Genomic DNA, 26653 nt, shown 5'->3' with positions numbered 1-26653 from the left:
GGTCGACTGAGCAAAACTCCCTTAGAGCGGCAAAGGACAAGCGAGATCGGGAGCATGTTTATGAAATATCCGGGTTAGCTCTGTGGATCCATCAAAGTATTCACAGAACTTATTCACGATCTGGATGCTACGATGCCACGTCTTCGCCACCTCATCTTATTGACTGCGTTATCATCACCTCTGATCACCAGCTGCTCTGGCGGGCAGGCTACCTGCTATCCCGCTAATTGCCCAACCAGACCGGCATTGAAGGAGCCCATTGGTCAGAACCATGAAAAGGACGTCATTGCCTTTGAGGCACTGCTTCGCATGTTAATCAAAGAAGCCAGGGTAACCTGGGGGGATGAAAAAAAGGCCAGCAGCAAAGAGTATGTGAAATACACCAACCACTATCGAACCCGGGTTTTTGTTGATTTTGAATCCGGCAAAGTTCATGTGGAAACCCTGGACCGCACTGACCTGAGAAAAGCGATTGCCGCCATCCTACTGACGCCCTATGCCCCTGACCAGGTGGATCTGTTCAGTGACAGGGACGTGCCGGTGGGTGAAGAGCCCATGCTGTATGAACAGGTACTGGATCATGAGCACCAGCCCATCCGCTGGCAATGGCGCGCCTTGAGATACGCCGATTACCTGATTCAAAACCAGCTGATCACCCGGCATTCCCCAAAAGGCTCGGTTTACGCCGTGGACTTTAACCTGGTAGAAGACCACTTATCAAAACGACAATACCAATACGCCAGCCTGGTCCGTAAATACGCCCGCACTTACCATGTTGAAGAGAGCCTGATCTACGCGGTGATTCGCACGGAAAGCAGCTTCAATCCCTATGCTGTCAGCTCATCAAATGCTTATGGTCTGATGCAGATCATTCCGAAAACAGCAGGTCGGGATGTGTTTGACAAAGTGAAAAACCTGCCCGGAGAACCCAGTAAAAACTGGCTATTCCAACCCCATAACAATATTGACACCGGAACTGCGTATCTGGCACTGCTGGAAAACCATTACCTCAAGAAAGTCAGTGACCCACTGTCGCGGAAATATACGGTTATCTCCGCTTATAACGGCGGCGCCGGTAATGTGTTTGCCACCTTTGACCGGGACCGGGATCGCGCCGTACAGAAAATCAATGGCCTGAAGCCTGACCAGGTATATTGGGCGCTGACACAGAAACACCCCAGAGATGAAAGCAGACGATACCTGGAAAAAGTCTCTACGGCCCAAAAAGATTTTCACCAGGGCAATTTTTAATGCCATCTAATACCATCGGCTCATAAAATACCCGGAAGCACGGGATTTATCGGGTCCACTCTCTGCTTATCTACCCATTGTTTCAGATCTTCACTGGTTTCGATGCCTGGCAAACTGGTGACGGTCTGCACCCAGATAATGCCACCAACCCATGCGAAGGGTTCATCTGGCTCACCATCTGTTACCACTTGATATTCTTTTTCCGTTGTGCACGCCAGGGGGTTAATGCCACTGGTACTTGGTTGGTTAACCTCAGAATTAGCTCCGGTCGGCACAGAAAAGCCTCTGGTGGCTCTGGTTTCTCCAAATGCCAGTAGAGATTCAAAGTCAAACTCGTCAGCCAACCCGCCTCCACGAAAGTTGCCTCCACGAAAGTTGGCCCCACCAAACAGGCTATTTCCACCAGACACGCTTTCGGACTCCGGCACATTTCTTTGCCTTTGTCGATCAAAACTGTCCTTACTTTGTTTCAACAAGTTAAACCCGAAGGGAATGGCGAGTCCTGCCTCCCTGGACATGGCCGTCTTGCGGTCAACCCCCATGGCTTCCAGTATGGGTGCCACTTGTTGAATGCCAATGTTGTGCCTTTCTGCCTTATTGCTCCCCCCTTGACCATGAGAAAAGGATACAGTCATGGTGTCAGGCCGTACCTTTCCCCACCACGCCCACGATATCTGGTGAAGAGCAAAGGCCACCTGATGAAAATCAGCACCTTGCTTGAGTCCATTGGGCATACGCAGCGCGGCACTGAGGGGAATCATTTTTTCCAGGTCCCGGGCGAGGAACCTCGACTTATACCTCTTCCCGATAATGCTGTGCAATTGCACAGTGAATTCTGCACCCTCCAGGGCCTTTTCACTACTGGCGCACAGATACACCTGAACGATGGGTACCTGCGTATCCCCTTTGCCATCAACCCCGATACCCGCCAACTTCAAACGTTCCTGAACCTCAGCCGGGAATTTATCCAGAGTTAGCCATGAAACAGTGACAACAGGCTGAATGTCTCTGTTTTTACCGACGATGTTCACGCCAATATCTGCCAATGCGATGCGTTCGTCCCGGAATACGTTCACTTTGGTCATCCGGGCCTGCTCTGCGAGGGAAGTTAACCGCTCCCCACTTGCCACTTTAGCCGTCTTTGGCAGTGCGCACTGCCCACTCATACGCTGCAGGATTTCTGCCATATTGTTCATGGCGGTCCCGGCCCCGGATGGGTCCAGCGAGTAATGCCCAAGCTGGCTGGCAAACACATCAAGGCCTCTGGCACACCGCTGTTGTTCAGGGAGTCCACTTTCCCGGGCTTCCGCCAGGGCAGCATCATAGGCAGGGGGCGCTGACGGGGCTGGATTTACCGGTGGATAATGCGGAACTGGTTGTTCCCGGGGGAATGGATGAAAGGCATCAGGATTCATTGCCTGACCGATGGTGCCACCATTACCCGGAGGGAATTTCTCACCTGAAGGAGCACCAGGGGACATGCCTGACAACACTTGCTCACCGGCTTCCTGCTCCAACTTGTGCACATTGATTGCATCGATCAGGGAATCGATCCCCATGCTCAAACAGCTGCCAGGTGTCCGGATAAGCTGACAAAATTTTGTGGCTTCAGGCCCATCAACGCCCTCTCCCAGATTTAAAAACTCCTCCTGGAGGTGATGGAGCAGCCCGGTAATACACTGGCGTTTTTCGCCTCCTTCACAACTCGACTTTTTTATACCGCCGAACCCAGACTCCTTGAGCTGTTTTTTCAGTGTCTGGGCGTTGAAGTCAGGGTCCTGACCTGCTGCCGAGCAGATTTTTGCGGCAATGTCATGCACTTCCTTCACTTTCCGGTTTTGCAGGAATTTAGCGAGGTCCCCGGGGGTTATATTACTGCGCTCGATTCTCCTGGTTACCTGGCTGGCAATGGGTTGTGGAGGCAATGTACCCTGGGCAACGGGATGAAAAGCGGATGCAGATGGGGAAACATTCATTTTTAATCAGCTCTTGATAACAATATTTTTTCGATTACCTGATTGGATAAAAGTTCAATAAGGATAATGCGGAACTTTTATCAGAAATAGTCATCGAGTTTCTGAAACTATGATAATTCAATCCAACAGATCATTAATTCAAAAGTAAATTAAAAATGAAACTGTCAAGTTACACGTGAAAGTGAAATATTGGTACTGATTTCACAGGTGAAGACTCTTACTCTTGGATGTCGATTCAGTTTTGCAATTGCTGCATCAGCGCAATGTTCAGAATTTTTCTGGAGATATATTATATTCCATTGGGAAACCTGTTTTTGCCCTGAAATCAATTTGTACAGTTTAGGGGCACAGCCTGCAGGCCATAAATGACCGCCTTCATCTAAAAGTAAAGCGGAATGATTCATACAAGGACTATGGGACAATACAATATCAACCACTTTCGGATAACATTTATTGTATTTTAATAATCCCTGCCATGAACGGATAAATATTTCTTCACTGTGACCTCCCAAGTCAGGTTGGGCTGTACTTTTATCATATACGCCCTTTTTTAACACCATCCTGGTCACTTTTTCCCTTTTGAAGCCAAAGGAGACAGTGCCCTGGTGAAGAAACGTGTATTGTTCGCTCCAGAAAACATCAGCCAATGCATCGTTATTATTAAACCTGACCATCAAGCCAATTTCCTTTTTAGCTATGGAAGAGTAGCGGTTTAAATTAGTAATACTTTTCTTGAACTTTTCGCTCAACACAACTTCATCAGCAGTATCACCCAGGAAATTGGATGCATTGGTTACAGCCTGACTCTTTCTCCTGTGAAAGTGATTCGCCTCTTTCTGCCCATGCTCTGTTTTTTTTGTTGCCGTAAATCGGTTAGCCCTGTTACATGCCGTATGGGTGTCGTCTGTATTTGAAGACTTTTTTACCTGGCATCTATATCCACCCGAAGTGGTAATGTTCATAACAGCCGCCTTAGAACCATAACGCCACTAATTCCTTCACAATAGCCTTCACAATATATTCAACAATTGACAATGACCTGTTTTTACTGGTTTGGAATGACCCGAAAATGGCAGTAACTTTGACTACCATTCAGACCTCCCTTAACCATTTTAGTTTCATTGAGTTATTGCAGAAATAACAATTATTTCCGGGAATTCTGCATTTTATCTGGCAATGCCTTTCAGGATTTCTGGCTCCTTGCACACACATTCAATCTGTCAACCGTCGTGGTTTATACGTTGCGGGCTATACGTTGCGAGCTACGTATTATTGACAAACAGACGACACCTGTTCCCAGCATCAGGGCCAGAATGGTTATTGCTCAGGAACTTATTCCTGAACCTATGGTCAGAGGCAGGAAGTAACGGTTTTACAGATCGGCAACACCGGAGATTAAGCCCCTTAATAGCACTGGGAGTTTCCCCACATGATAACCAACACCAGTCAGGAAGCTTTGCTCAATACCCGGCAGACGGGGGTGTCGCCCCCTCCATCCAGCAGCATCGAGTCCCAATCCTGCCCGACTCGTTTTGCCCACTGGCTGGTCAGTAATTACAAAAAAAGCCTGGTTGTGCTGCTTTGTGCGACAGGTGGATATCAATACCTGAAAGGTAACCCGAAAACATCCCTTGTGGATCACAGGATAACCCCCATTCTTTCCGATTCGCTTCAGGCCGGTTTAACGCTTCTTCAGGATATTGAATCTGCCGATACCAGGAATCCGGCAGTGAGTCGAACCAGTATTGAGTGTTTATTTGACTCTCAATCTTTCCAGCGTTTTCTGGATACCCATTTCAAAAGCCTTGACTATCCGGACTGGTATCAGGCTTTTCTTAAACAGGAAGATACCTGTTCAGCAGGAGAGGGTAATTGCCTGGCAGCAATTGATGATAATTCCGGGCCAGGGGGAACACATAATCAGTACTGCCAACAAAAGGCCAGTTTCCGATTTCATTCTGAACTGGATAACGGCGGATTTAACCCTGTGTACCGAATTACCACTGAAGATGGTCAGCCCTTCACCATGAAAGTGATCAATGACCCGGTCGATTACGCACAGGAAAATTTAATCAATCGCAGCCTTCGCAACTTTTCTGGCAACGGTACTGAATATCTTGCCAGGATTATTGGTACATCTTCTTCAGAAAGTCCCCTGAATTATCTGATAATGGAAGCATTCGGTTCAACCCTCCGGGACTTTTTAAATGGTCTGGATGGAGCTCCGGACAAACACCGCACCCAGTCTATTTTCAGACAAATGCTAAAGGGTGTACAAGCCATTCACGACGCACGCTTGACTCATAATGACCTGAAGCCTGACAACATATTCATCAGTTCAAATGGTGACATTAAAATTGCCAACTTTGCATCGGCAGGCCCCATAGGCTGGATCCATGACATGGGAACAGCAGCGTACAGGTCACCAGAAAAACTTATATATTTTAATAATGACTGGACTGTCACATGCCTCGATCACTCCTTGCTCAATGGTCCAAACCCCAGGATAGTCCCCTGTGGCCTTGCTGAGACATCAAGTGAAAAAACCGATAACTGGTCTCTGGGTGTAATGCTTGCCCAACTCATCCTGGGCGATCCCCTTCTGCTGATGATTGATCCTGAAACTATGGGAAAGTGTAAGGTTTCTCTGGATACCGAAGGTTGTTTATTGAACCAACTCAGCAAACAACAGGAATTAATCAGCAATAGGTTGCGCGACCATGATGTGGATGCAGCGGACCTGTTCAGCAGGCTGACCGAATCAAGCCCGGCAGAGCGAATCACTATCAAGGAGGCACTGCAACATCCCTATATGCAGCAAGATAATTTGTGACGGAAGTTTTGGTTTTTTGCGCACACCAATAACCGTCAGTCATTCCCGAATATTTTCAGCCAGGGCCTCCGGATATGTACTAATTTTTTTAACCAAGCTGTAAGGATAACAACTGACCATTATCAATATCTGGAGGTTCTCGTCAGTAATGTCGCCTATCAATGCCAGGTTTTGGAGGGTTTTACCGCTAATGTCACCAATCAATGCCGGATTATCCAGACTCTCTCTTTCTACCGAAACTGCCGGGGAGCTTCAGCCCGCCGATGACCCAGGATTAAAAAAACGAAAGAAGCGGGATAAATCCCACAAATCGGGTAAATCGGTTTCAGTCTGCTCCGGGTCCAGCAAGCGTAAATCTACTGATCCCACGGGGCATGGCCGGGCTGTGGAAAATATCAAACTGCAATCCCGGCCGATTGCTTCCTCCAGGGTAAAGTTTCCCCTCCTGACAGAAAAACCCCGCTATACGACAAAACTTATTGATATCGGTGCCAATCTGCTGGGTTACGGTACACCGGTGTTTCCAGATATTGACAGCGTTGTGCGTCAGGCAGCAGAATCCGGCGTTGGTGATATTGTGATTATTGGTGCCACTATTCCTGTATCGAAACAGGCGCAGACCCTGTTGAGTTCCCAGCCAGATTCAGGACCTGAAGAGCTGACGGGTGCGGCTACGGCCCGGTGCTCATTGCATTTTATGGCCGGCTGCCATCCCCATAAAGCTTCAGATTTTGCCCGGGACGGCGGGCGCCCGGCACTGAGGGACGTGATTATGGCCGCCAACCAGGGGCAATGTATCGCTGTAGGTGAGTGCGGTTTGGATTATAAATATCTGTCGTCGCCGGAGGATGTACAGAAGGCGGTTTTTCGCGAACATCTTGAACTGGCAGTGGAACTGCAAAAGCCACTGTTTCTCCACGAGCGTGGCGCTCATAACGATTTTATTGATCTGCTCAGCCCATACATCCCTCGCCTGCCCACTGCCGAATCAGCCTGTATCCACTGTTTCACCGGCAACTGGGAACAATTGCAGACTTATCTGGACCTGGGTTGCTCCATCGGGATTACCGGGTGGATTGCTGGCTCGCACAAGTCAGCCGTCGTTGCGGCCCTGCGCACTGCAGGTTGGGAAAGACTTCGAGATCGACTGATGATTGAGTCTGATGCTCCGTCTTTGCTACCGAAATACATTATGCCAACGAAACCGGAATCACAGTATGAAAAAAATGTGCCGGCAAATCTTCCTTATGTATGCTGCGCATTAGCATGGATTCTAAAGGTTGATCCGGAAGAAGTGGCTAAGGCCACGACGGAAAATGCCAGACGAATCTTCCTGAATGTGATTCCGGAAAATGGTCTTTAAACACCTGAAGCATGGCTGGCTCAGTAACAGGAAACGTGACAGACACAAACCTCTCTTTGAAGTCATCTTCAGCCAGAAGGTCAGCGAACAACCCCGCAATATCAGCTGCGTCATGGGCAAAAATACCACAGCCCCAAGCCCCCAGAATCAAATGTTTCACCCCATTGTTGGCAGCGACAGACAGGATCTTTCTGGCACGACCATACATTGCCTGCTGAATGGTCTCCTCCGCTATGCCATTGCAGAAAGGCCGGTCCACTGCCGCAGCGGTGATAAAAGAGATCAGGTAAGGTGATACCGGATTGCCGTGATCATCTTTAAATACCGGCACATCCGGTGAATAGAGGATCGTATCAGAGTAAAGCCCCCGATGGATTCCGTAATGTTGCCTGTTGTAAATGTACATCTGCTTTCCTGTGTCACTGTCCAGAGAAGCAAAAAGTGCGGAGGCTCTTGCCAAGCTGTCTTCCTGTGTGTTGGTTCCATCCCGAAACATGCCGCCGGGCTCAACGGCTGAGGCAAAATTCAGGCAAGCCACGTGGTCTTTGCCATTCACCCCGGCAATCCGCTGGCATGCTGCCAGAGACGATTCCTGCGTAACCTCAATATCGGTAAGGGGATAGAAGTAATTTGAAGGGGGTAGCAGAGGGATGGTTTCGTTTGCACCATAGAACAGAGTATTGGCAATACACCGATCAATGGTCGCTTTAAGATTTATCGTTGTGCCATTTAAGCTGAACGATTTGCAATTCATTATCGCCACTGTTTCCAGCGCGATTCTCCTGAACTCTGCCTGCCCTGGGTTCATACCGGTTCTCTTGGCCGATGATGCCACTGTTCTGGTACTAATGGATTTTCCCGGACGATCTGAAGGCCCATGTTTTAAGACGGGCGCCCCAGAAGTTCTGACGTTTTGCTTCTTCTTGTAAGCTTGCGACGGCTTTACAGCAGGCTGTCTGGCTACGGGTCCCATTGTCTTCGCCCTTATCAGGAGGCTGTCATTTCTGAAGTTGTACTCGTTAAAAACAGACTTAACAGATCCAGGAATACCTGTTTTTCACCCACGAATGTGATCAGTTCATGTTTCAGAAAATTATCCAGGGTTATCATTGGATGACCACAAAATTCAACACCATGACTAAGACAAAAGTTCAAACTGTTCTCGCAGGTATTGTTCCAGCTGGTAGTGCCAGCACTCCCTGGCGAAATTCATCAGGGGAATGTAGTCACCACGGGTTTTGATGTAATCGCCCTCCTGCAGCAGCTCCTTAACCAGTGTCATAAGTCCGCCCATGGTGGCTGCCGCGATCAGGGTTCCATACTTTGTGCTGTTTTTTTCAAAGGTTGCGTTAAGACTGCGCAGGTACTTGACCATCTCGTAGTCACCGACCTGGGCTGCAGCCCAGATCGGGGTCTCGCTGCCGGTACTGTTGGCATTCACATCCACACCCTGTTCGAGGAAATACCTGACCAGCTTATGGTCACGGACCTTGACCGCAGCATAGATCGGGGTATCGCTGCCTGAGCTTGACGCATTGACGTTGGCGCCCTGCTCAACCAGAAACTTCACGATCTTACGGTGGCGATTCTTGACTGCAATATAGATCGGGGTGTCGACACCTTTTCTGCAACCGTCAATGTCAGCACCCTTTTCAACCAGTAATGACACCATATCAAGGCGTCCCGATCGGGCCGCCTCGTAGAGGGGGGTATCCATGCCCTGTTCAGAGCCGTTGACGTCTACGCCGTGTTTAATCAAATACTTCACTACGTCAATGTGACCGTTAATGATGGCATGACAGATCAGGGTATCGCCGTTTTCGTCGGTGTCTTTACTGACACCGGCTTTATACAGGTACCTTACAACGTCAACATGGCCCTGTTTAGCAGCTTCAATGATCGGGGAAGGGAGACATTGGTCGATGATTGCGCCTTGTTGATGCAGGTAGCGCACCAGCTCCAGGTGCCCCCCCCGGGCTGCTGCTGCCATGGGGTGGTCATGCCACCAGTGCATATTGATATCTGCGCCCTGTTCCAGCGATGCTTTAATGGCATCAATGTTGCCAGTCCGGGCCGCCTCAATCAGTTGATCATTCTGCTCTATCTGCTGCTCACTCAGCAGTTTGGAGGTGTTTACAATGGTCGAATGTGAAGCCACGGGTCCGGCGCTGTTTTCAGGTACGGTGATCTTTCTTTTTTTACCCTTTGTGGTCTGGCCGTCATGGCCGGGCGCGGGGGGGAGTTCACGCTTTGCTTTCGGTTTTTTACCTTTTCCTTTTTCGTCACTGGCTTGAACGGATGCCGGAGCAGACGATGAAGAACCGGCCGTAGCAAGATAGTTACCCCTGATATCCATAGTCCTGAAACCTCTGATGGCATTTCCTTACTGTTGACCATCAAATTTTGTCTTTTATCCCGGTCACGTCAATTAACACAATGAAATACCACATTATTGCAGGCCAGACCGACCCGGGTTACTCCTGACCCGGGGATTTTCACAGCTAAACTTGATTATTTACGTTTTTATACCAGACTGATCTCCTGGTCATATTCGCACATCAACCAGTGTTTCTTAAATGGATTCTTTTGAATGAAATTTACTAATAAATGAAGGTTTATCAGGAAGTATCCAATGTACACACATGCGTTAAACACTCTTAAACATTCAATACCTCTCGCAAACAGCCAATTATCAGCAATGGCTGCCAACCCGCTTCGAAACGGCGCAGGTAACAAATTCTTTTCCGGACGGGTTGTCTTGAGACAACTCATACAGGAACTGCATATTTCGACCCGCTCGCCACTGTGCGATTCTCCGGATGATAAATTCAGGCCAGTGGATGGCCGAATTGGTGTTGAGGATAATATTAAAACTGATACGCCATTTCCAAACAGTGGTGATCATTATTATCAATTTAACAATGACAAGGACTACAAGAACTATAAGCGAGCTGCTTCTGATTTTCACACACGCCCTGGCGGATCTATTATGAACTCAGTCACTCCTGACGATCTCAATGCATTCAAGCCAATTACCTTACCGGTTGTGGTTTGTAACCACCTGTCAATACAGCCCAAGGGTACGGAGGTATTCAATGGGCATCAGCTGATTGTCTGTGAAACCCCAGATATGCGGTTGACCCGTCGGCCTGACTGTGAGTGCAATACCCTGTTTCTTAAAAATACTGATACTCAGGAATTGGGTAAGCTGGTACAGGATAGAAGAATTGATATTCACGCGAAAAAAGCTTCCCACATTGCCCAAACTTCAGCCTATGGCTCCCATGCTACCGTGTTCTGGAATTCTCCACTGCAGGTAGACGACCAAGATATACTTGACCACCTGCAATGGTACTTGAATCAAGAAAGTGTTGATATCGACCAACCCGTCAACCAGGCGCAGCAAACATTACTGCACCAGTTTACTAAAGCAAGCTGCCTTCATTGGCGCAATGGCGAGCAACGGTATCCGGTGGATGCTGATTTAGTGGTGAAATTGCTGTTGAGCCGCGGAGCCTCACTGGTTCCTGACCGCTTTGGCAATACGCCATTACACGTTGCCTGTCAATCTGGAACTGGTCTGGAACTTATGCATATATTGCTGGAGAAGGCCAGTGACAGTCCGGAAATCCTTGACGCCGTTAACAACGACGGTAAAACAGCCCTGTGTGAAACACTGAGTAGAACATCATGGGCTGGTATTGCAGTGCTTCTTTTACGGGCCGGAGCCAGCATCGATGATCCTGACAACAGGTTCGACTACGGTCCGATTGGTTCAATGATCCAACACCGGCGCCTAAGCAGTGAAAACATCAATTTGCTTACTCACTATGGGTTAGATATCAATCACCTTACCAGGGAAGGAATACTTCCGTTCAATGAGTTTGTCAGGAACATGAATAATTATGACTTCTATCGTGATTCCGATACTCTTCTTTACTTGATAAAATCAGGGTTGCCCATTAACCGCCTTGATCATGCTGGCCAGTCATTGCTCTCCATGTGTTTCAATGCTTTTGAAGAAAATGGCGAAGAAGACAGCGGGTTTAATCGAAAGCTGGAATTATGCAGTTTCGTCCTGAAAGCTGCCTACAAATACAATTTCCCCGGAAATATCGACGCGCTGAAGGGCGCTTTTTCCGATGCACTGATAGAAACACGCGCGAAGGATATTGGCAACCTGTTAACAGGCTATGCGGAGGTATTCTATCTGATTGATAGCACCACTGAAGTCATTGCCGACAACTTGAGTGAGCAAAACAAGCTGAAATTGGAAGCATTGCTGGCCAAAGCCAGAGATATACATTGTCCAGATCCGGATGTAAGTCTTCGCCCTTTTGTACACCTGCCGAATGAACCTTTTTCGCACTCATGTAAAGATTCTTTTATGCATCAGATGTTAGCCAGGTACAGTGCACCCTTTACCGATTTTATCAGGGTTGGGCTAGAGTTGGATCTGGATTGTCTTTCAGCAAAAGATAGTGACGGGAAAGTAACTGTTTTTGATGCGGCTGATAAAGCTGACGAGCCAGATGTGACAAATGAGGCAGATGACTCTCAAGGTGACGATTCCATTCAATATTCAGATATCAGAATATATGACTGGCTGTTTGAACATCGCTTTGAAGCATTACGCCAACTGCTTTATTCACACAGAGAACTTCATGAAGCTATCTGTCAACATAAACACGGTCTCGTGCGTGAATTATCGACTGACAATAAAGAAAGGCTTGATCAATTGCTCTGGGAAACGGGTGTTCAGCCTGAATTTTCTTGAGACGAGCAAGTCTGAATGATCATGGAGAGTATGGTGGTGGCGGGTCCACAGTGCCTGCCAGTTGTTGCTCCATGGCGTATGGTGTTGGTGATTCTTGAGGGGAGTATGGTGGGGGTGACTCGTACGGTGGAGGCAATTCTCGTGGGTCTTCAGGGATGTATGGTGGTGGCTGTTGGGGGTATCGAAAGGTTATCGCGTCATTGATTGCTACTGCCGGAGCATGACATATAACCCGGGATAACTGTACTGATGGTTCTGCGGGGGCTGCATGCCGACACCGAAGGTATACACTCTGGGCGATACAACCGGAAATGTTACCTGCAAAACCACCTGAGGCAAAAGCTGTAAAAGCCCCGGGGATACTTGACAAAGCGAAAGTACCCGCAACAGTAACAGTCATTGCAACAGACAGGCCTACTGGAAGACCTGCAGCCAGATACACAGCCGTTGCTTTTGAGAGTGAAACCGTACGTCCGAAAAAACGGAGCTGACAAAATATCGAATCTCGATCACCCATCGGCTCATTGGCTGCTGCCTGAATCCGGGGCGTCGGACTATTTGTGGCAGTTGATCTCAATGGTTGCATAGAATTAGCCAAAATAGTTTTATGCCCATTCAGACTCTGAATGTAGAAAAAAGTTCATCATTCCCGGGTTTCCCGCCTCCAAACCGGTTCCACAATCTTCCACAATCCACAGAATTATTTATGTGGTAACAGTGCAGCGATAAATTTTTGAAATGCCAATCATAAGCCAGGAAACTCAGCGGTGATAATCTGCCCGAAAGTGCCGTGAAACAAATGAACGACACACGCCGATTATAGGGAATGGCCTGCATCCGAAAATGCAGACCTGCCATTTTCAGCCTAATTTTCGCCCCTTGTTCGCCGCAATCCTCAGCCGCAATGCATTCAACTTGATAAACCCTTCAGCATCCCCTTGGTTGTAGGCACCCGCATCGTCCTCAAAGGTCGCAATGGTTTCATCAAACAGAGAGTCGTCAGAACGCCTGCCAACCACCGTAACATTTCCCTTATACAGCTTGAGGCGAACGTCACCATTCACCGGCTCCTGGCTTTCATCAATCATCTTCTGGAGCATTTCCCGCTCCGGTGACCACCAGTAACCGTTATAGATCAGCCTGGCGTAGCGCGGCATCAGCTCATCTTTCAGGTGGGCCACTTCCCTGTCCAGGGTTATGGATTCAATGGCCCGGTGCGCTTTCAGCATGATGGTACCTCCGGGCGTTTCATAACAGCCCCGGGACTTCATGCCCACATAGCGGTTCTCGACAATGTCCAGACGACCAATGCCATTTTCGCCACCAATACGGTTCAGGTAGGCTAGTACCTGCGCTGGCGTCATTTCATCCCCATCAATGGCAACAATATCCCCTTTGCGATAGGTCAGATTCAGATAGGTCGGCACATCCGGGGCTGATTCAGGCGATACGGACCAGCGCCACATATCTTCTTCCGGCTCCGCCCATGGATCTTCCAGAATGCCGCCTTCATAGGAGATATGCAGCAGGTTGGCATCCATGGAGTAAGGTGATTTGCCTTTCTTGCGCTCCACGGCAATTCCGTGCTCATCGCAATAAGCCAGCAGTTTTTCCCGGGAATTAAGGTCCCACTCACGCCAGGGCGCAATCACCTGCACCCCCGGCTTCAGTGCATAAGCACCCAGCTCGAAACGCACCTGGTCATTACCTTTTCCGGTGGCACCGTGAGCGATGGCATCGGCACCGGTTTCATTGGCAATTTCAATCAGGCGCCTGGAAATAAGCGGTCTGGCAATGGAGGTGCCCAGCAGGTATTCACCCTCGTAAATGGTATTGGCACGGAACATGGGAAAGACAAAGTCACGGACAAACTCTTCGCGCAGATCATCAATGTAGATCTCCTTAATCCCAAGGGCTTCCGCCTTGGCCCGGGCTGGCTCAACCTCTTCCCCCTGCCCCAGGTCCGCCGTAAAGGTGACGACTTCACATTCATAAGTGTCTTCCAGCCATTTTGCAATCACTGAGGTGTCCAGGCCGCCGGAATAGGCCAGAACGACTTTATTAATCTTTTTCATTGCTCAACTCCAACTACATGCCGCAACAGGAACCTGCAGACATTAAAGGGTAAAAATTCTTTTTTTATGCATAATAATTCATATTTAAAGCTTCGCCAAGATGGTTTAATCATTATTTGGTTCAAGCCAGGGCTGTTGTAGATAAACCCTGGAGCTTATCTCAGTCAGAAAGGCAGAAGCACGGATTATACCTACTCCCGTTATGTCTATTTTCTCAGCCACCTACTATCAAAATTTCCTTTTTTTCGCTAGGATGCCCATCCGGTTCGATCATATAACCGGAACAGGTACCTTCCCAAATGAGCCAATTACTGACCATTACCCGCCCTGATGACTGGCATCTCCACCTTCGTGATGGCAGTGTTCTGACTGAAACGGTGGCAGCCACTGCCAGGACCTTTGGCCGGGCGATCATTATGCCCAACCTGGTACCACCGGTAACGGATGCCGACCTGGCCAGCCAGTACAAAACTCGTATTCTCGGGCAGGTACCGGCTGATTGGTCATTTCAACCATTGATGACGCTGTATCTGACCGATAAAACATCCCGTGAAACCATCCTCAATGCCCATAACCGGGGTGATGTGGTTGCACTTAAACTCTACCCTGCCGGTGCAACCACCAATTCTGATTCCGGCGTGACCAATCTCGAAAATATTCACGACGCCCTGGAAGCCATGGCGGAATGCGGTCTCCCTCTGCTTGTGCATGGTGAAGTGACTGACGCGGACATCGATATCTTTGACCGGGAAAAGGCATTCATTGACCGCCACCTGGTTAAACTGGCAGAACGCTTCCCGACCCTGAAGATCATCATGGAGCACATCACCACGGCTGATGCTGCACAGTTCGTCGGGGAAGGTGGCGACAATCTGGGCGCTACCATTACTGCCCATCATTTGTTGTATAATCGCAACCATATGCTGGTTGGTGGTATCAAACCCCATTATTACTGCCTGCCGATTCTCAAGAGAAACCGGCATCAGCAGGCGCTGCTGGCAGCAGCAGTAAGCGGCAATCGTCGCTTCTTCCTGGGAACTGACTCAGCACCCCACGCCATTGGCGCCAAAGAGTCCTCCTGTGGTTGTGCAGGCTGCTATACAGCACCAGCAGCCATTGAACTCTATGCAGAGGCCTTTGAAATGATGGGCGCCCTGGATAAACTGGAAGCCTTTGCCAGCTTCAATGGCCCCGATTTTTATGGCCTGCCAAGGAACCAGGACACCATTACCCTGGTAAAAGAAGACTGGACCATGCCAGAATCCATTGCCTTCGGTGACAACCGGGTGAAACCTCTGAGAGCCGGTGAAACCGTTTCCTGGCGCCTCAAATCATAGCCACGGGCTGAAACAGCCTTGAGCTGAAACAGCCATGAGCTGAAACAGCCATGAGCAAAAACAGCCATGAGCAAAAACAGCCATGAGCAAAAGAAAATACCGCTGTTGCTGCCCCATGAAAATGGTTGCAAACAGCGGTATTTTTTACCGTTAAAGAGTAAGGAGAAGCCTTTGAGGGCCGATGACAGCCACTCCATGGCCAGCAGATTCCGCGGCTTTCTGCCCGTGGTAATTGATGTGGAAACCGGCGGTTTTAATGCCGCTACGGATGCACTGCTGGAAATAGCAGCCACCGTGATCGAAATGGATGAACACGGATTTATCCATCCCGGTCCATCGGAGTCATACCATATCAAGCCATTCGAAGGCGCCAATATTGAAAAGGCCGCTATCGATTTCATTGGTATTAACCCCTTCCACCCGTTGCGGATTGCCATGGCAGAAGAGGATGCCATCAACCGGATTTTCCGTTCAGTCCGTAAAGCGGTAAAAAGCCAGGGATGCAACAGAGCGGTGCTGGTTGGGCATAATGCGTCGTTCGACCTGGGATTTGTTTTGGCGGCAGCTGGGCGCTGTGATGTGAAACGGAATCCGTTTCATCCGTTCTCCTGCTTTGACACCGCTACGCTGGCCGGTCTGGCCTATGGGCAGACGGTACTGGCCAAGGCCTGTGCCGAAGCGGATATTGATTTTGATAAATCAGAGGCTCATTCCGCCCGATACGATACGGAAAAAACCGCTGAACTGTTCTGTACCATTGTGAACCGCTGGAAAGACCTGGGTGGCTGGCTCTGATAGCCATTGACAGCCTGGCTGGCCTTTTCTTTACCCTGAATAGCCAGCCATTATCCTGGATTATACCGCCCCTTTTCTATTGCCACTGCGCTGCTCAAGATCCAGCAGGTATTGCTTCATCGCCACCCCATAGGCATAACCGGTCAGCTTACCGTTTTTCCCAATGACCCTGTGACAGGGCACAATGATCGCCACCGGGTTTGCCCCATTGGCTGCCCCCACTGCCCTGACCGCTTTAGGTCGGCTGATGCTGCTGGCAATATCCTGATAGGAGCAGCTATGCCCATAACCAATCTGTTGCAAGGCTCTCCATACCTGCTGCTGAAAGTCGGTACCATGAAGATCCAGCGCCACGGTGAATCGGGTTAACTCTCCACGAAAGTAGGCCTCCAACTCGTCTGTGGCTTGAGCAAGATGATTATTAATAGTCTGTTGTACGACAATCAGTGTATTGTCAGCAGGGCTGGCTTCAGCCTGCAAGCCATGATTATTGGTACGTTTAACAGAGACAATGCCATCGGCCGATGCCATAACGCTGAGACGCCCGACCGGTGAGTCCAACCATTGATAACCGACGGGATTCCCGTCAAGCATAACGTGCATAGGCGTTTCACCAATTTCAGCGTCCCCCGAACTAAAAAGGAGAGCGTGTTAAATACAGTACAGCTTCGCCAGGTACTCTGCCACTGAGTGATCATCACAATGACCGATACGCTCATAACCAGGCAGACTGTTCACCAGGGATGGGTCAGCATTGCCCATCACCACACCTTTACCGACGCTGGACAGCATCTCCAAGTCATTCATGCCATCACCAAAAGCGATGGCATCCTGCAGGCCATAGCCTTTCAGCTTCAGTACCTCAGCCAGTGCCGTCCCCTTACAAACCCCCGGTGCCATGATTTCAAAGCATTCAGGCAGAGAGTAGGTCGTATAGAGCTGGTCACCATACCGTTCACGGGTCCGGTCAGACAATGGCAATAACTCAGCGTGGGATTTTGCGACAAAAAAGATCTTCTGGATGGCCGTGGTTGCCACCGTATCAAAATCAGTCCGGTGATAGGTAAAGCCGCTCTCCTTACTGAACGCATGGAGGTCCTCATGCTCAACCTCAACCAGCCACTGTTCACCCTGATAAACGTTGGTGTGAACCGTATCCTCAAAAGGTTTTCGAAGGGACAATAATGGATGCACCAGCCCGGGATCAATATCGTGCTGAACAATCATCTCTCCTTTTGGATTATGAACCCTGGCACCATTGCTGGTGATCAGGTACATATCCACGCCAAGCTGTGCCCTTATTCTTTCCACATCTTGAAAGTGGCGGCCGGTGGCAAAAATAAATTTGATCCCTTTCTCACTCAGCTGCTGAATGACTTCACGGGTTCTGGGAGAAAGCTCATGCTGTTTGTTAAGCAGAGTCCCATCAAGATCGGATACAACCACTGGATACATAATTACCCCTTGCAAATCCTATTGCAGATTTAAGGAGGAGGAAGAGTATCCTGAAGTAACAGGAAGCAGGCAATCCTTCTCTCCCCTGAAGCAGATAACGGCTAAAGTAAAACCCGGGGGGAAATCGTTCAATCAGTAGTTTTCTCAGTCATTGAGAATTCACATAGCTTTTATTCAGGCAGTGAATAAAAGCTATGCAAGCAGTCAATCAGGCGAATGCCAGTTCCCCATCCTGCACCGCCACCTTGATGGTATCACCAGGCTTGTATCGGCCAGACAGAATGGCTTCGGCCAGCGGATTTTCGATACTCCGCTGAATAGCCCGCTTCAATGGTCGCGCACCATAAACCGGGTCAAAACCGACGTTTACCAGCTGATCCATTGCCTCATCAGAAAGCACCAGACTGAGATTATTGTCTGCCAGCCGACGATCCAGGTTAGCCAGCTGTATACTGGCAATGGATTTAATCTGGCTGGCGCCCAGCGGATGGAATACCACCACCTCATCAATCCGGTTAACAAACTCTGGCCGGAAGTGCGTTCCAACCACCTCGATCAGGGTACTCTTCAGCTGTTCAAAATCGGTTTCACCGGTCTCTTTGTTCTGGAATGTCTGAATAAGGTCGGACCCCAGGTTTGACGTCATGACAATAACGGTATTCTTAAAGTCCACCGTTCTCCCCTGACCATCGGTCAGACGACCATCTTCCAATACCTGAAGCAGAATATTAAACACATCCGGATGTGCCTTCTCCACCTCATCCATCAACACCAGTGAGTATGGCTTGCGACGCACGGCTTCGGTCAGGTAGCCACCTTCCTCATACCCTACATACCCCGGAGGCGCGCCTAACAGGCGGGAAACCGAGTGTTTTTCCATAAACTCGGACATGTCGATACGGACGATGGCATCTTCCGTATCGAACAGAAACTCTGCCAGGGCCTTACACAGCTCAGTCTTGCCAACCCCGGTTGGGCCAAGGAACATGAATGATCCGTTGGGACGGTTTGGATCCGCCAACCCGGCCCGGGAACGCCGCACCGCATTGGAAACCGCAACCACTGCCTCATCCTGGCCAACCACGCGTTTATGGAGCGCTTCCTCCATACGCAGCAACTTCTCTTTCTCGCCCTCCAGCATCTTGGCAACCGGAATGCCCGTCCATTTGGACACCACTTCGGCAATCTCTTCTTCAGTTACCCGGTTCCTCAACAGCTGATGCTCGCCAGTTTCCAGGGCATCCGCCTGTGCCAGCTGTTTTTCAAGCTCAGGCAGGGTTCCATACTGAATTTCGGACATTCTGGTTAAATCACCGGCCCGCCTGGCGGCTTCCAGCTCAATCAACAGCTTTTCCCTTTCCTCACGAAGCTTTTGCCCACCCTGCAACTGGGCTTTTTCCGCTTTCCAGATATCTTCCATGTCGGAATACTCGCGCTCCAGTTCACCAACCTGCTCATTCAGTCTGGCCAGACGCTCCCTGGACGCGTCATCATCTTCTTTCTTCAGGGCTTCCTGCTCTATTTTCAGCTGGATCAGGCGACGCTCCAGTCGATCCATGGCTTCCGGCTTGGAGTCCATTTCCATACGAATACGGCTGGCGGCCTCATCAATCAGGTCAATCGCCTTATCCGGCAGTTGTCGGTCAGTGATGTAACGCTGGGAAAGTTTGACCGCGGCTATAATCGCCGGATCAGTGATATCAACACCGTGATGGGCCTCGTAACGCTCTTTCAGGCCACGGAGAATGGCAATGGCATCCTCTTCCGTTGGCTCATCCACCAGCACCTTCTGGAAACGCCGTTCAAGGGCTGCATCTTTCTCAATATACTGCCGGTACTCATCAAGGGTGGTAGCACCGACACAGTGCAACTCACCCCTGGCCAGCGCAGGCTTCAGCATATTCCCGGCATCCATGGCACCATCAGCTTTACCGGCGCCCACCATGGTATGAATTTCATCAATAAACAGGATGATCTGGCCTTCCTGCTTGGCCAGGTCGTTCAGAACCGACTTCAGCCGCTCTTCAAACTCGCCCCGAAACTTGGCACCGGCAATCAATGCGCCCATATCCAGCGATAGCAGTCTTTTCCCTTTCAAACCTTCCGGTACTTCACCATTGACGATGCGCTGGGCAAGACCTTCGACAATCGCGGTTTTACCAACGCCCGGTTCACCAATAATCACCGGATTGTTTTTGGTCCTGCGCTGCAGAACCTGGACCGTCCGCCGGATTTCATCATCCCGGCCTATGACCGGATCCAGCTTTCCTTCCTCCGCACGCTCGGTAAGATCAATGGTGTATTTGCTCAGGGAGTTGCGGTTATCTTCCGCATTCGGATCGTTGATTGCGTCGCCACCGCGGATGTTTTTAATGGCATTTTCCAGAGCTTTCTGGCTGACTCCCTGACTGCCCAGTAATTTACCAAGCGGACCACCATCTTCCATCATGACCAGCAGCAGGGTTTCACTGGAAATAAACTGATCACCAGCCTGTTGTGCTTTTTTATCCGCAAGGTTGAGCATTCGATACAATGCCTGGGACGTCTGAATATCACCGGTCGGCGATGACACCCGGGGCAGCTGTTCCAGGATACCGGTCAGCTCACCACGAAGGGTATTCACATCGAAGCCAACCTGCATCAGCAGAGGCTTGACCGAGCCTCCCTTCTGATCAATAAGCGCAAGCAAAAGATGGACGGGCTCAATCTGACTGTTATCTTTACCAATAGCCAGCGATTGGGCATCTGACAGGGCTGACTGGAGCTTGCTGGTCAGTCGATCCATTCTCATAATGACCTTCTCCTACTCATGATCTCTAATCCGGTTCTTGTACCAATCGAACTTTCCGGAAGGCTGTCCGGGAATAGCGCCCGACTATTCCCGGACAGCCTTCCGGGTAGCCAGAAACCTGGGGTTCATATGGGCTTCATATAAGTTCATATGGATTGCTACTTATATAGTGCGGCTATGGGACATTTCAAGGGTGGACGAAAAATCATAGCCGCGAAAAGTTTTTTTTATCAACAGGAACCAATCAGCCCGGGCGCTGTCCGAAGATCATCACCATTTTGTATTTCCGCGTCTGGTATACCGTGGCGAGGATGGCAGGAATCAAAGATTATCTGAATGAACTTTTTGGGAGGTATTGCCTTGCAAAGTTTAACCCGGCAGAGTCAAAAGGTTTCTGTCCCTCCGGATGCCTACCAAAAAAAACCTCAAAACAGCAATGTCGGGTATAAACACAGGCAATTTGCAGTAATAGAAACCATAAGCTCCCCAGATCACTTCTTCAGGGATGTCAAAGACCTGCCTGCTGACTCAGGGAGAAAATTTCCCACTGTTCCCCCAGGCAGCGAATGGATCAAGATAGCGCGGCGAAAAACAATACCTGTTCCGTCAACGACACATCTGAGTACTTTCCAACCGATACCCAGGCCAGCAAATAAACATGACCCGGAAGACAGCCGTTGTTTAATTACCCACTGCAACGACAAACAACAGGAAGTCCATCACCAGACGCCCAGCTACCGATATCCCTGTTCACTCCCTGCTATTCCTGAAGATTCTGGTGAACCTTTTCCCTCCTAGGAGCCTGACCGAGAATAGCGCCCGTAGCGAGGATGGCAGAAAATTGAGGATAAAAAGTCGGAAATTTTTAGTGAATAGTGGTTCTATTTGCTAAAAATTTCCGACTTTTCAGACCAATTTGCTGCCACCGCAGTAGGGCAGTCTATTCTCGGTCAGGCTCCTAGATCTGTATCAGGGCCGAGTCGGCACCCGCCAGACCAGGGAAGCAAACCTTCCCGACGCCTGTCCATCACGGCGGTAAGAATAGAAGAGATCAGACTGGTCACAGGAACAGAATCCACCGCCGTATATCTGGTTAACGCCGTGTCTGTTCAGCCGTCTGCGTGCCAGAAAATAAAGATCGGCAAACCAGCGATCACCACTTCCGGGGTTGAATGCATCAGAACAACCACTGTCTTGCGCCAGGAACTGCTCTCTGACTTCCGGTCCAACCTCGAAATTATGCTGGCCGATGGCAGGTCCCAACCAGGCCATTACTGTTTCCGGAGGCACTTCCATGGAATTAACCGTCGCTTCAAGAACCCCGGCCACTAACCCTTTCCAGCCAGCGTGAGCCGCAGCCACCACCGTTCCATCCAGGTTACAGAACAGAACCGGCAAGCAGTCGGCCGTTAACACAGCACAGGCTGATCCCGGTTGGCGGGAAACAGAAGCGTCTGCTTCCGTTTCCTGGTGATCAGCATTGGCATCAGCAACCTCAACACCGTGCACCTGCTTTAACCACAGTGGGGATTTTTCAAGATCGAGATCCTGCTGAAGCAGCTGCCGATTTGCCCGAACCGTTTCCTGGTCATCACCCGAGTAAAGCCCAAGGTTGAAGCTGGAATAACCCGCTTCACTCAGCCCCCCCTTTCGGGTAGTCACTAATGCTTTAACACCGTCCGGCGCAGGCCAGTCAGCCCAGAGATAGCGCTCACTGCTCACTCATAATCTCCTCTGCTTCCATTAGAGAGCGGCTCATTTTCGCCCAGGCTGTCCAACAACGCCCGGAAATCAACGGTCAAGGGCACCTCCCATTCCATATACTCTCCCGTCACCGGGTGTATCAGACCAAGCTGACGGGCATGAAGGGCCTGACGCCTGAATGCCCTCAGCACTTTTTCCAACGCGGCCGGACATGACTTGGGCAACTTAAGCCCGCCACCATAAAGGTCATCACCCACCAGGGGGAAGTGCTGGTGACTCATATGCACACGAATCTGATGCGTTCTACCGGTTTGCAGGTTAAGCCGGATATGCGTGTGAGCCTGATAACGCTTTACTACCCGGTAATGGGTTACAGAAGGCTTTCCACCCCGAACGACGGCCATCTTCAAGCGGTTTTGCGGGTGTCGGCCGATCGGCGCATCAACCACACCACCTCCGGTCATTACACCTCGCACAACGGCCTCATATTCGCGATGAACCGTTCGGTCCTGCAGCTGTGCAACAAGATCGGTATGCGCTGCCAGAGAACGGGCAACGACCATAAGGCCGGTGGTATCCTTATCCAGCCGGTGCACGATTCCGGCCCGGGGCAAAGCGGCATTATCCGGGTAGTGATACAACAGGGCATTGAGCAGCGTGCCGGTATAGTTTCCCGCAGCGGGATGAACCACCAGGTCGGCAGGCTTATTGATCACCATGATCTCGTTATCCTGATAAACAATATCCAACGGGATATTTTCCGCTGCCCATTGCCCCTCGGGCTGAACCTCAACCGACAGAGATAACTTTTCGCCACCATAGAGTTTTTCTTTCGGTTTACGGGCCTTGCCATCCACCACCAGAAAACCCTCACGAATCCAGTCCTGCAGACGGGCCCTGGAAAACGTCGGGAAACAGGCCGCCGCTATCTGATCAAATCGACGCCCCCCCTGATCATCAGGCACCGTGACGCTCTCTTCAATGAGATCTTTAATAGGATGTTTACTAACTTCGCCCATTCAGCAACACTCAATCCGGAAATCTACTTTCACTACCGACAAATCAGACAGCACATGGTTGTAACAAAGAGGCCGGAAAATCTTGTCTTTTCGTTTTCCGGCATACTATGTTTAAATGCAGGTTTAAACGCAGGTTTAAACAAGCCTTTTTATCGGTTCGAAGAGTTTATCACAAGAAGTCTCTTAGGCCTGAGTGGTTGTCGAGAGCAACAGAAAATGATGTACCTTATCGTTAACACTGTGATAAGTCCCGTTGTTCATGGCTCACTTCAGTCACTTGATTCCCCGGCAGCCGCTGATGTGCAAATGATGTGCAAAGAGTACGGAAACCAATCACCACCATGACAATCTTGACTGAAAAATTGACCCGGTTACGGTCCTCGTTTGTGACGAGATCCATTTTGATGGTGTTTGCAGCCATCATCCTGGCAGGCTGTGCATCAACCGAAGATCAAGAACAACTTCCGGAATCCCTGTCTGAGGCAGAACTTTATCAGCTCTCCAGTAAGGCTCTTGATGACGGCCGCTACGCTGAAGCCATTAAATCACTGAGGACCCTGGAGTCCCGCTACCCCTTCGGAGCATTTGCTGAACAGGCACAGCTTGATATCATTTATGCCTATTTCAAAAATGCCGAACCTGAAGCCTCCAGGGCGGCAGCTGACCGCTTTATCCGCCTGCACCCACAACACCCTGATGCCGACTATGCCTTTTATATGAAAGGGCTGGCGTCTAACACAGCGTCCATGGGCCTGCTGGAACGCTACCTGCCAATGGATCTGACCCGTCGTGACCCAGGCCAGGCCCGGGTATCTTTTAACGAGTTTTCTGAATTGCTGAGTCGCTATCCTGACAGTAAATACGCACCGGATGCCCGCCAGCGTATGGTCGCCCTCCGTAACCGGCTGGCAGAGTACGAAATTCATGCGGCCAACTATTATCTCAAGCGCAAGGCCTATGTTGCTGCGGTCAACCGTGGTCGCTATGTTGTCGAGAATATGCAGCAGACGCCTGCCGTTCCCGAAGCCCTGGCCATTATGGTAGAAGGCTATCAACACCTGGCACTGCCAGAACCTGCCGGAGAGGCACTGGAGGTATTGCGGCTAAACTACCCGAACCACCCGGCACTGGACAAGAATGGCAATTTTGTTGGTTACAAGGTTTTTGAAGATGTGGACCCATCGATCTGGAGCACGTTAACCTTCGGCTTGATTGGCAGTTCCAAACCCAAAGTTCAGGATGCCCCGCCCCCACAACCGCCGGTAGTGAACTGACCACCATGGGCATGCCTGATTAGTGGTGCTGGTAAGTTCAGAATTGGTTCGGTTAACTTAAGCAAGTACTGTAAGCAGACTATCCAGTAATAGCGATCGCCTATTCCCGGATAGTCTAAGGCGATATCACTTTCTCAAGGCTATCTGGTTAAAAGCATGACCAAAACCGTTAAATGCCCACAGTGCGGAAAAGCCGTGAAATGGGTTCCCGAAAGCAAGTACCGGCCTTTTTGCTCAGAACGGTGCAAGCTGATTGACTTTGGTGCATGGGCCAAAGAAGAACATACCATTCCGGGAGATCCGGCCTTTGATGACCTCATGTCCCAGGAACTTGATGATGACTTACCCACCCGCCATTAGGCAGTGATGCCATATTTACTCTGTTCTTGCTGGACGTGGGTTTTCAAGACAATATGAAAGCCAATAACAAAAAAACCGGGGTCTCCCCCGGTTTATGGATCCGTTTATTCAAACCTTGCTGCCTCAGGCAACCCCCAGTTTGATATCAAGCGAAAGTTCCTGAGTTATTTTCATCATCCAACTCGACATCGACAAATGTCCAATTTTCCTTAGTATCTGAATCACTTCTTTCATTCAGGAAGGAGTCTTTAAGGGCTTCCTGATCGCTGGGCGTGAGCAGGTCTTGAATTCGAGCGTCAATGTCATGTTCAGACTGAACATCGTCATCTGCTGCGGTTTCATCTGAGAATACTGAAATATCGCTACTGGAATCAGTAGCATCAGTTTCACCCGTTTCCACTCCAGCTTCAGTTGTGCTGTATTCACTGGCCATATCATAACCTACCCAGAATTTATCCAGTGACCTCAGCAGTTCTGGCAACCTCACAAGACGATCAGCGCTTTCTTCCAACTGCAGCCTTTCGTTATCAAGTTGCTTCAGCCGTTCAATAAACTCAGGGACCTTGCTCTGAGTGAGCCTGACGACTCTTTTTTCAGCTTGTCCAGCGCCTGGTACAGTGAAACTTAACTCAACACTTTGCCCATCCTGACCGTTGCCATCTGTAAATGTTGAAACAGCGCCTGTCTCAGGACAATCCCCCATACCTTCCAAAAGCGTCTGCAGATATTTGTCTTGCCAGGGTCTGTTACATTCAGCCGCCAACTGGCTTGACAGAAATTTAGCCCTTAGCTCTTTGCTAATTGATGCCGCCATGAAGTGATCACGGTCCACCTTAAGCTCTTCTACTTTTGCAACATTATCATCCAATGCATTTTGAAGCGCGTCGATTTTAGCGGTCTGTTCTGACAGCTTCTGCTCCTGATCATTCAGTTTTTCTGACTGACATTTAATTTGCGCATCCCTGGCCTGAAGCTCATCATTTTTTCTGTGAATACAACGTATTTTCGAATCCTGCTCTTTAAGGAATGCCTCATTAGCCTTCTTGGTCAGAGCAGCCTTATCCAATTCCGCCTGCTGCCTGAGAACAGCCTGATCTTCATGGGCATTACGAACCAAAGCATTAAATTGACTTTCAGCATGGTTATTGAGGTCAAAATTTAAATACTTTTCTTTCTTGACTTGCGCTTCTGCAGCAGAAAGTCTCTTAATCAGTGCTTCCTTCTCTGCTTTCAGCACTTCAAATTCCGCTTCGGTTGGAATTTTCTTTTCGATTACTTCTTTCTTTTCCACATGCCTGTCATGAAGGCTTCTGATACCATGGATGGCATCACCCACCAGCGAAGGAATGATTCCAAAGGGCACGAAGACTGCAGCAACTGCTCGTCCAAGCCATTTACCCACTGTGCTTCCTGGTTCAAATTTACTGGAAACGCTGTCGGCCACTTTGTGGCACCACCTCACGATGGTCCAATCTCTGTTACGGGGTTCAACAATGGTTACTTGTGGTGCACCAACTGTACCAGGCATAATAACTTCCTCTATTTGTTGTCTGACTATTTATGTAATTGATACTGATGTCTTAGAGAGGAAAATTATGATTTGGTTCAATGGTCAACTATCTTATTTAGAAATTAAGTAAGCC

21 protein-coding genes are annotated in these 26653 nt (G+C 49.6%); 10 read left to right on the top strand and 11 right to left on the bottom strand.

The annotated features are described in order from the left end of the window. Nucleotides 1–132 precede the first annotated feature (132 nt). Nucleotides 133–1251 carry a membrane-bound lytic murein transglycosylase MltC gene (mltC, locus tag KDK13_RS05720; RefSeq protein ID WP_257283995.1) on the top strand — a complete coding sequence of 373 codons (1119 nt, stop codon included), beginning with the start codon at nucleotides 133–135 and terminating at the stop codon, nucleotides 1249–1251. 20 nt (nucleotides 1252–1271) lie between these two features. Here the strand turns inward: mltC and KDK13_RS05715 are convergent, their stop codons facing one another. Beyond that, nucleotides 1272–3227, bottom strand: a complete 1956-nt coding sequence (locus KDK13_RS05715; protein ID WP_257283994.1) for a hypothetical protein — start codon at nucleotides 3225–3227, stop codon at nucleotides 1272–1274. Between the two features lie 164 nt (nucleotides 3228–3391). Then, a complete protein-coding gene (locus tag KDK13_RS05710; RefSeq protein ID WP_257283993.1) occupies nucleotides 3392–4189 on the bottom strand; it encodes a hypothetical protein in 798 nt (265 codons plus the stop codon). Nucleotides 4190–4656: 467 nt separating this feature from the next. Here KDK13_RS05710 and KDK13_RS05705 point away from each other — a divergent pair, with 467 nt between their 5' ends. Together KDK13_RS05705 and KDK13_RS05700 are read left to right on the top strand one after the other, a co-directional pair. Next, entirely contained in the window at nucleotides 4657–6060 is a 1404-nt protein-coding gene (locus KDK13_RS05705) for a protein kinase (RefSeq protein ID WP_257283992.1), read from the top strand. 190 nt (nucleotides 6061–6250) lie between these two features. Further along, nucleotides 6251–7423: a TatD family hydrolase gene (locus KDK13_RS05700; RefSeq protein WP_257283991.1), complete on the top strand. Its 1173-nt coding sequence runs from the start codon at nucleotides 6251–6253 to the stop codon at nucleotides 7421–7423. Here KDK13_RS05700 and KDK13_RS05695 read toward each other — a convergent pair. Both KDK13_RS05695 and KDK13_RS05690 read right to left on the bottom strand, forming a co-directional pair. Next, nucleotides 7359–8231, bottom strand: a complete 873-nt coding sequence (locus KDK13_RS05695; RefSeq protein ID WP_257283990.1) for a TIGR02452 family protein — start codon at nucleotides 8229–8231, stop codon at nucleotides 7359–7361. The two genes, KDK13_RS05700 and KDK13_RS05695, sit on opposite strands and share 65 nt — an antisense overlap. Nucleotides 8232–8561: 330 nt before the next feature. Continuing rightward, a complete protein-coding gene (locus KDK13_RS05690; protein WP_257283989.1) occupies nucleotides 8562–9779 on the bottom strand; it encodes an ankyrin repeat domain-containing protein in 1218 nt (405 codons plus the stop codon). Between the two features lie 402 nt (nucleotides 9780–10181). Between KDK13_RS05690 and KDK13_RS05685 the strand changes: the two genes are divergently transcribed. Then, nucleotides 10182–12200 (top strand): ankyrin repeat domain-containing protein, encoded by a 2019-nt coding sequence (locus KDK13_RS05685; RefSeq protein WP_257283987.1) that lies wholly within the window; start codon nucleotides 10182–10184, stop codon nucleotides 12198–12200. 15 nt (nucleotides 12201–12215) lie between these two features. After that, nucleotides 12216–12404: a hypothetical protein gene (locus KDK13_RS05680; RefSeq protein WP_257283986.1), complete on the top strand. Its 189-nt coding sequence runs from the start codon at nucleotides 12216–12218 to the stop codon at nucleotides 12402–12404. 656 nt (nucleotides 12405–13060) lie between these two features. Here the strand turns inward: KDK13_RS05680 and KDK13_RS05675 are convergent. Continuing rightward, on the bottom strand, nucleotides 13061–14275 hold the full coding sequence (locus KDK13_RS05675) for an argininosuccinate synthase (RefSeq protein WP_257283985.1): 1215 nt from the start codon (nucleotides 14273–14275) through the stop codon (nucleotides 13061–13063). Nucleotides 14276–14574: 299 nt separating this feature from the next. Between KDK13_RS05675 and pyrC the strand changes: the two genes are divergently transcribed. Both pyrC and rnt read left to right on the top strand, forming a co-directional pair. Beyond that, nucleotides 14575–15612 (top strand): dihydroorotase, encoded by a 1038-nt coding sequence (pyrC, locus tag KDK13_RS05670; protein ID WP_257283984.1) that lies wholly within the window; start codon nucleotides 14575–14577, stop codon nucleotides 15610–15612. 195 nt (nucleotides 15613–15807) lie between these two features. Further along, entirely contained in the window at nucleotides 15808–16407 is a 600-nt protein-coding gene (rnt, locus tag KDK13_RS05665; protein ID WP_257283996.1) for a ribonuclease T, read from the top strand. Nucleotides 16408–16467: 60 nt separating this feature from the next. On the opposite strand, the gene KDK13_RS05660 is transcribed toward rnt, so the two are convergent. From KDK13_RS05660 to clpB, 3 genes are all read right to left on the bottom strand, one after another. Next, nucleotides 16468–17010, bottom strand: coding sequence for a methylated-DNA--[protein]-cysteine S-methyltransferase (locus tag KDK13_RS05660; RefSeq protein WP_257283982.1), 543 nt, complete (start codon nucleotides 17008–17010; stop codon nucleotides 16468–16470). A gap of 48 nt (nucleotides 17011–17058) precedes the next feature. Next, nucleotides 17059–17862 (bottom strand): Cof-type HAD-IIB family hydrolase, encoded by an 804-nt coding sequence (locus KDK13_RS05655; protein ID WP_257283980.1) that lies wholly within the window; start codon nucleotides 17860–17862, stop codon nucleotides 17059–17061. A 208-nt stretch (nucleotides 17863–18070) separates the two neighbouring features. Beyond that, the gene (gene clpB, locus KDK13_RS05650; protein ID WP_257283979.1) at nucleotides 18071–20653 is read right to left on the bottom strand and encodes an ATP-dependent chaperone ClpB; all 2583 of its coding nucleotides are present in this window, start codon (nucleotides 20651–20653) and stop codon (nucleotides 18071–18073) included. Between the two features lie 336 nt (nucleotides 20654–20989). On the opposite strand from clpB, the gene KDK13_RS05645 reads away from it, so the two are divergent. Next, a complete protein-coding gene (locus KDK13_RS05645; protein ID WP_257283978.1) occupies nucleotides 20990–21451 on the top strand; it encodes a hypothetical protein in 462 nt (153 codons plus the stop codon). Between the two features lie 171 nt (nucleotides 21452–21622). Here KDK13_RS05645 and pgeF read toward each other — a convergent pair whose 3' ends face one another. Next, the gene (pgeF, locus tag KDK13_RS05640) at nucleotides 21623–22375 is read right to left on the bottom strand and encodes a peptidoglycan editing factor PgeF (RefSeq protein WP_257283976.1); all 753 of its coding nucleotides are present in this window, start codon (nucleotides 22373–22375) and stop codon (nucleotides 21623–21625) included. Further along, nucleotides 22372–23376, bottom strand: coding sequence for a 23S rRNA pseudouridine(1911/1915/1917) synthase RluD (gene rluD, locus KDK13_RS05635; protein ID WP_257283975.1), 1005 nt, complete (start codon nucleotides 23374–23376; stop codon nucleotides 22372–22374). Before rluD ends, pgeF begins: the two co-directional genes overlap by 4 nt. 386 nt (nucleotides 23377–23762) lie before the next feature. On the opposite strand from rluD, the gene KDK13_RS05630 reads away from it, so the two are divergent. After that, complete coding sequence (locus KDK13_RS05630; RefSeq protein WP_257283974.1) at nucleotides 23763–24650, top strand: outer membrane protein assembly factor BamD; 888 nt, start codon at nucleotides 23763–23765, stop codon at nucleotides 24648–24650. A 156-nt stretch (nucleotides 24651–24806) separates the two neighbouring features. Next, on the top strand, nucleotides 24807–25010 hold the full coding sequence (gene yacG / locus KDK13_RS05625) for a DNA gyrase inhibitor YacG (protein WP_257283973.1): 204 nt from the start codon (nucleotides 24807–24809) through the stop codon (nucleotides 25008–25010). Nucleotides 25011–25155: 145 nt separating this feature from the next. Here the strand turns inward: yacG and KDK13_RS05620 are convergent, their stop codons facing one another. Beyond that, a complete protein-coding gene (locus tag KDK13_RS05620) occupies nucleotides 25156–26538 on the bottom strand; it encodes a hypothetical protein (protein ID WP_257283972.1) in 1383 nt (460 codons plus the stop codon). Nucleotides 26539–26653 lie beyond the last annotated feature (115 nt).

The sequence above is a fragment of the Endozoicomonas sp. SESOKO1 genome (genome assembly GCF_024606265.1).
GTDB lineage: Bacteria > Pseudomonadota > Gammaproteobacteria > Pseudomonadales > Endozoicomonadaceae > Endozoicomonas.
Note: the sequence above shows the minus strand (reverse complement) of the source record. Positions and strands in the feature narration are given on the sequence as shown.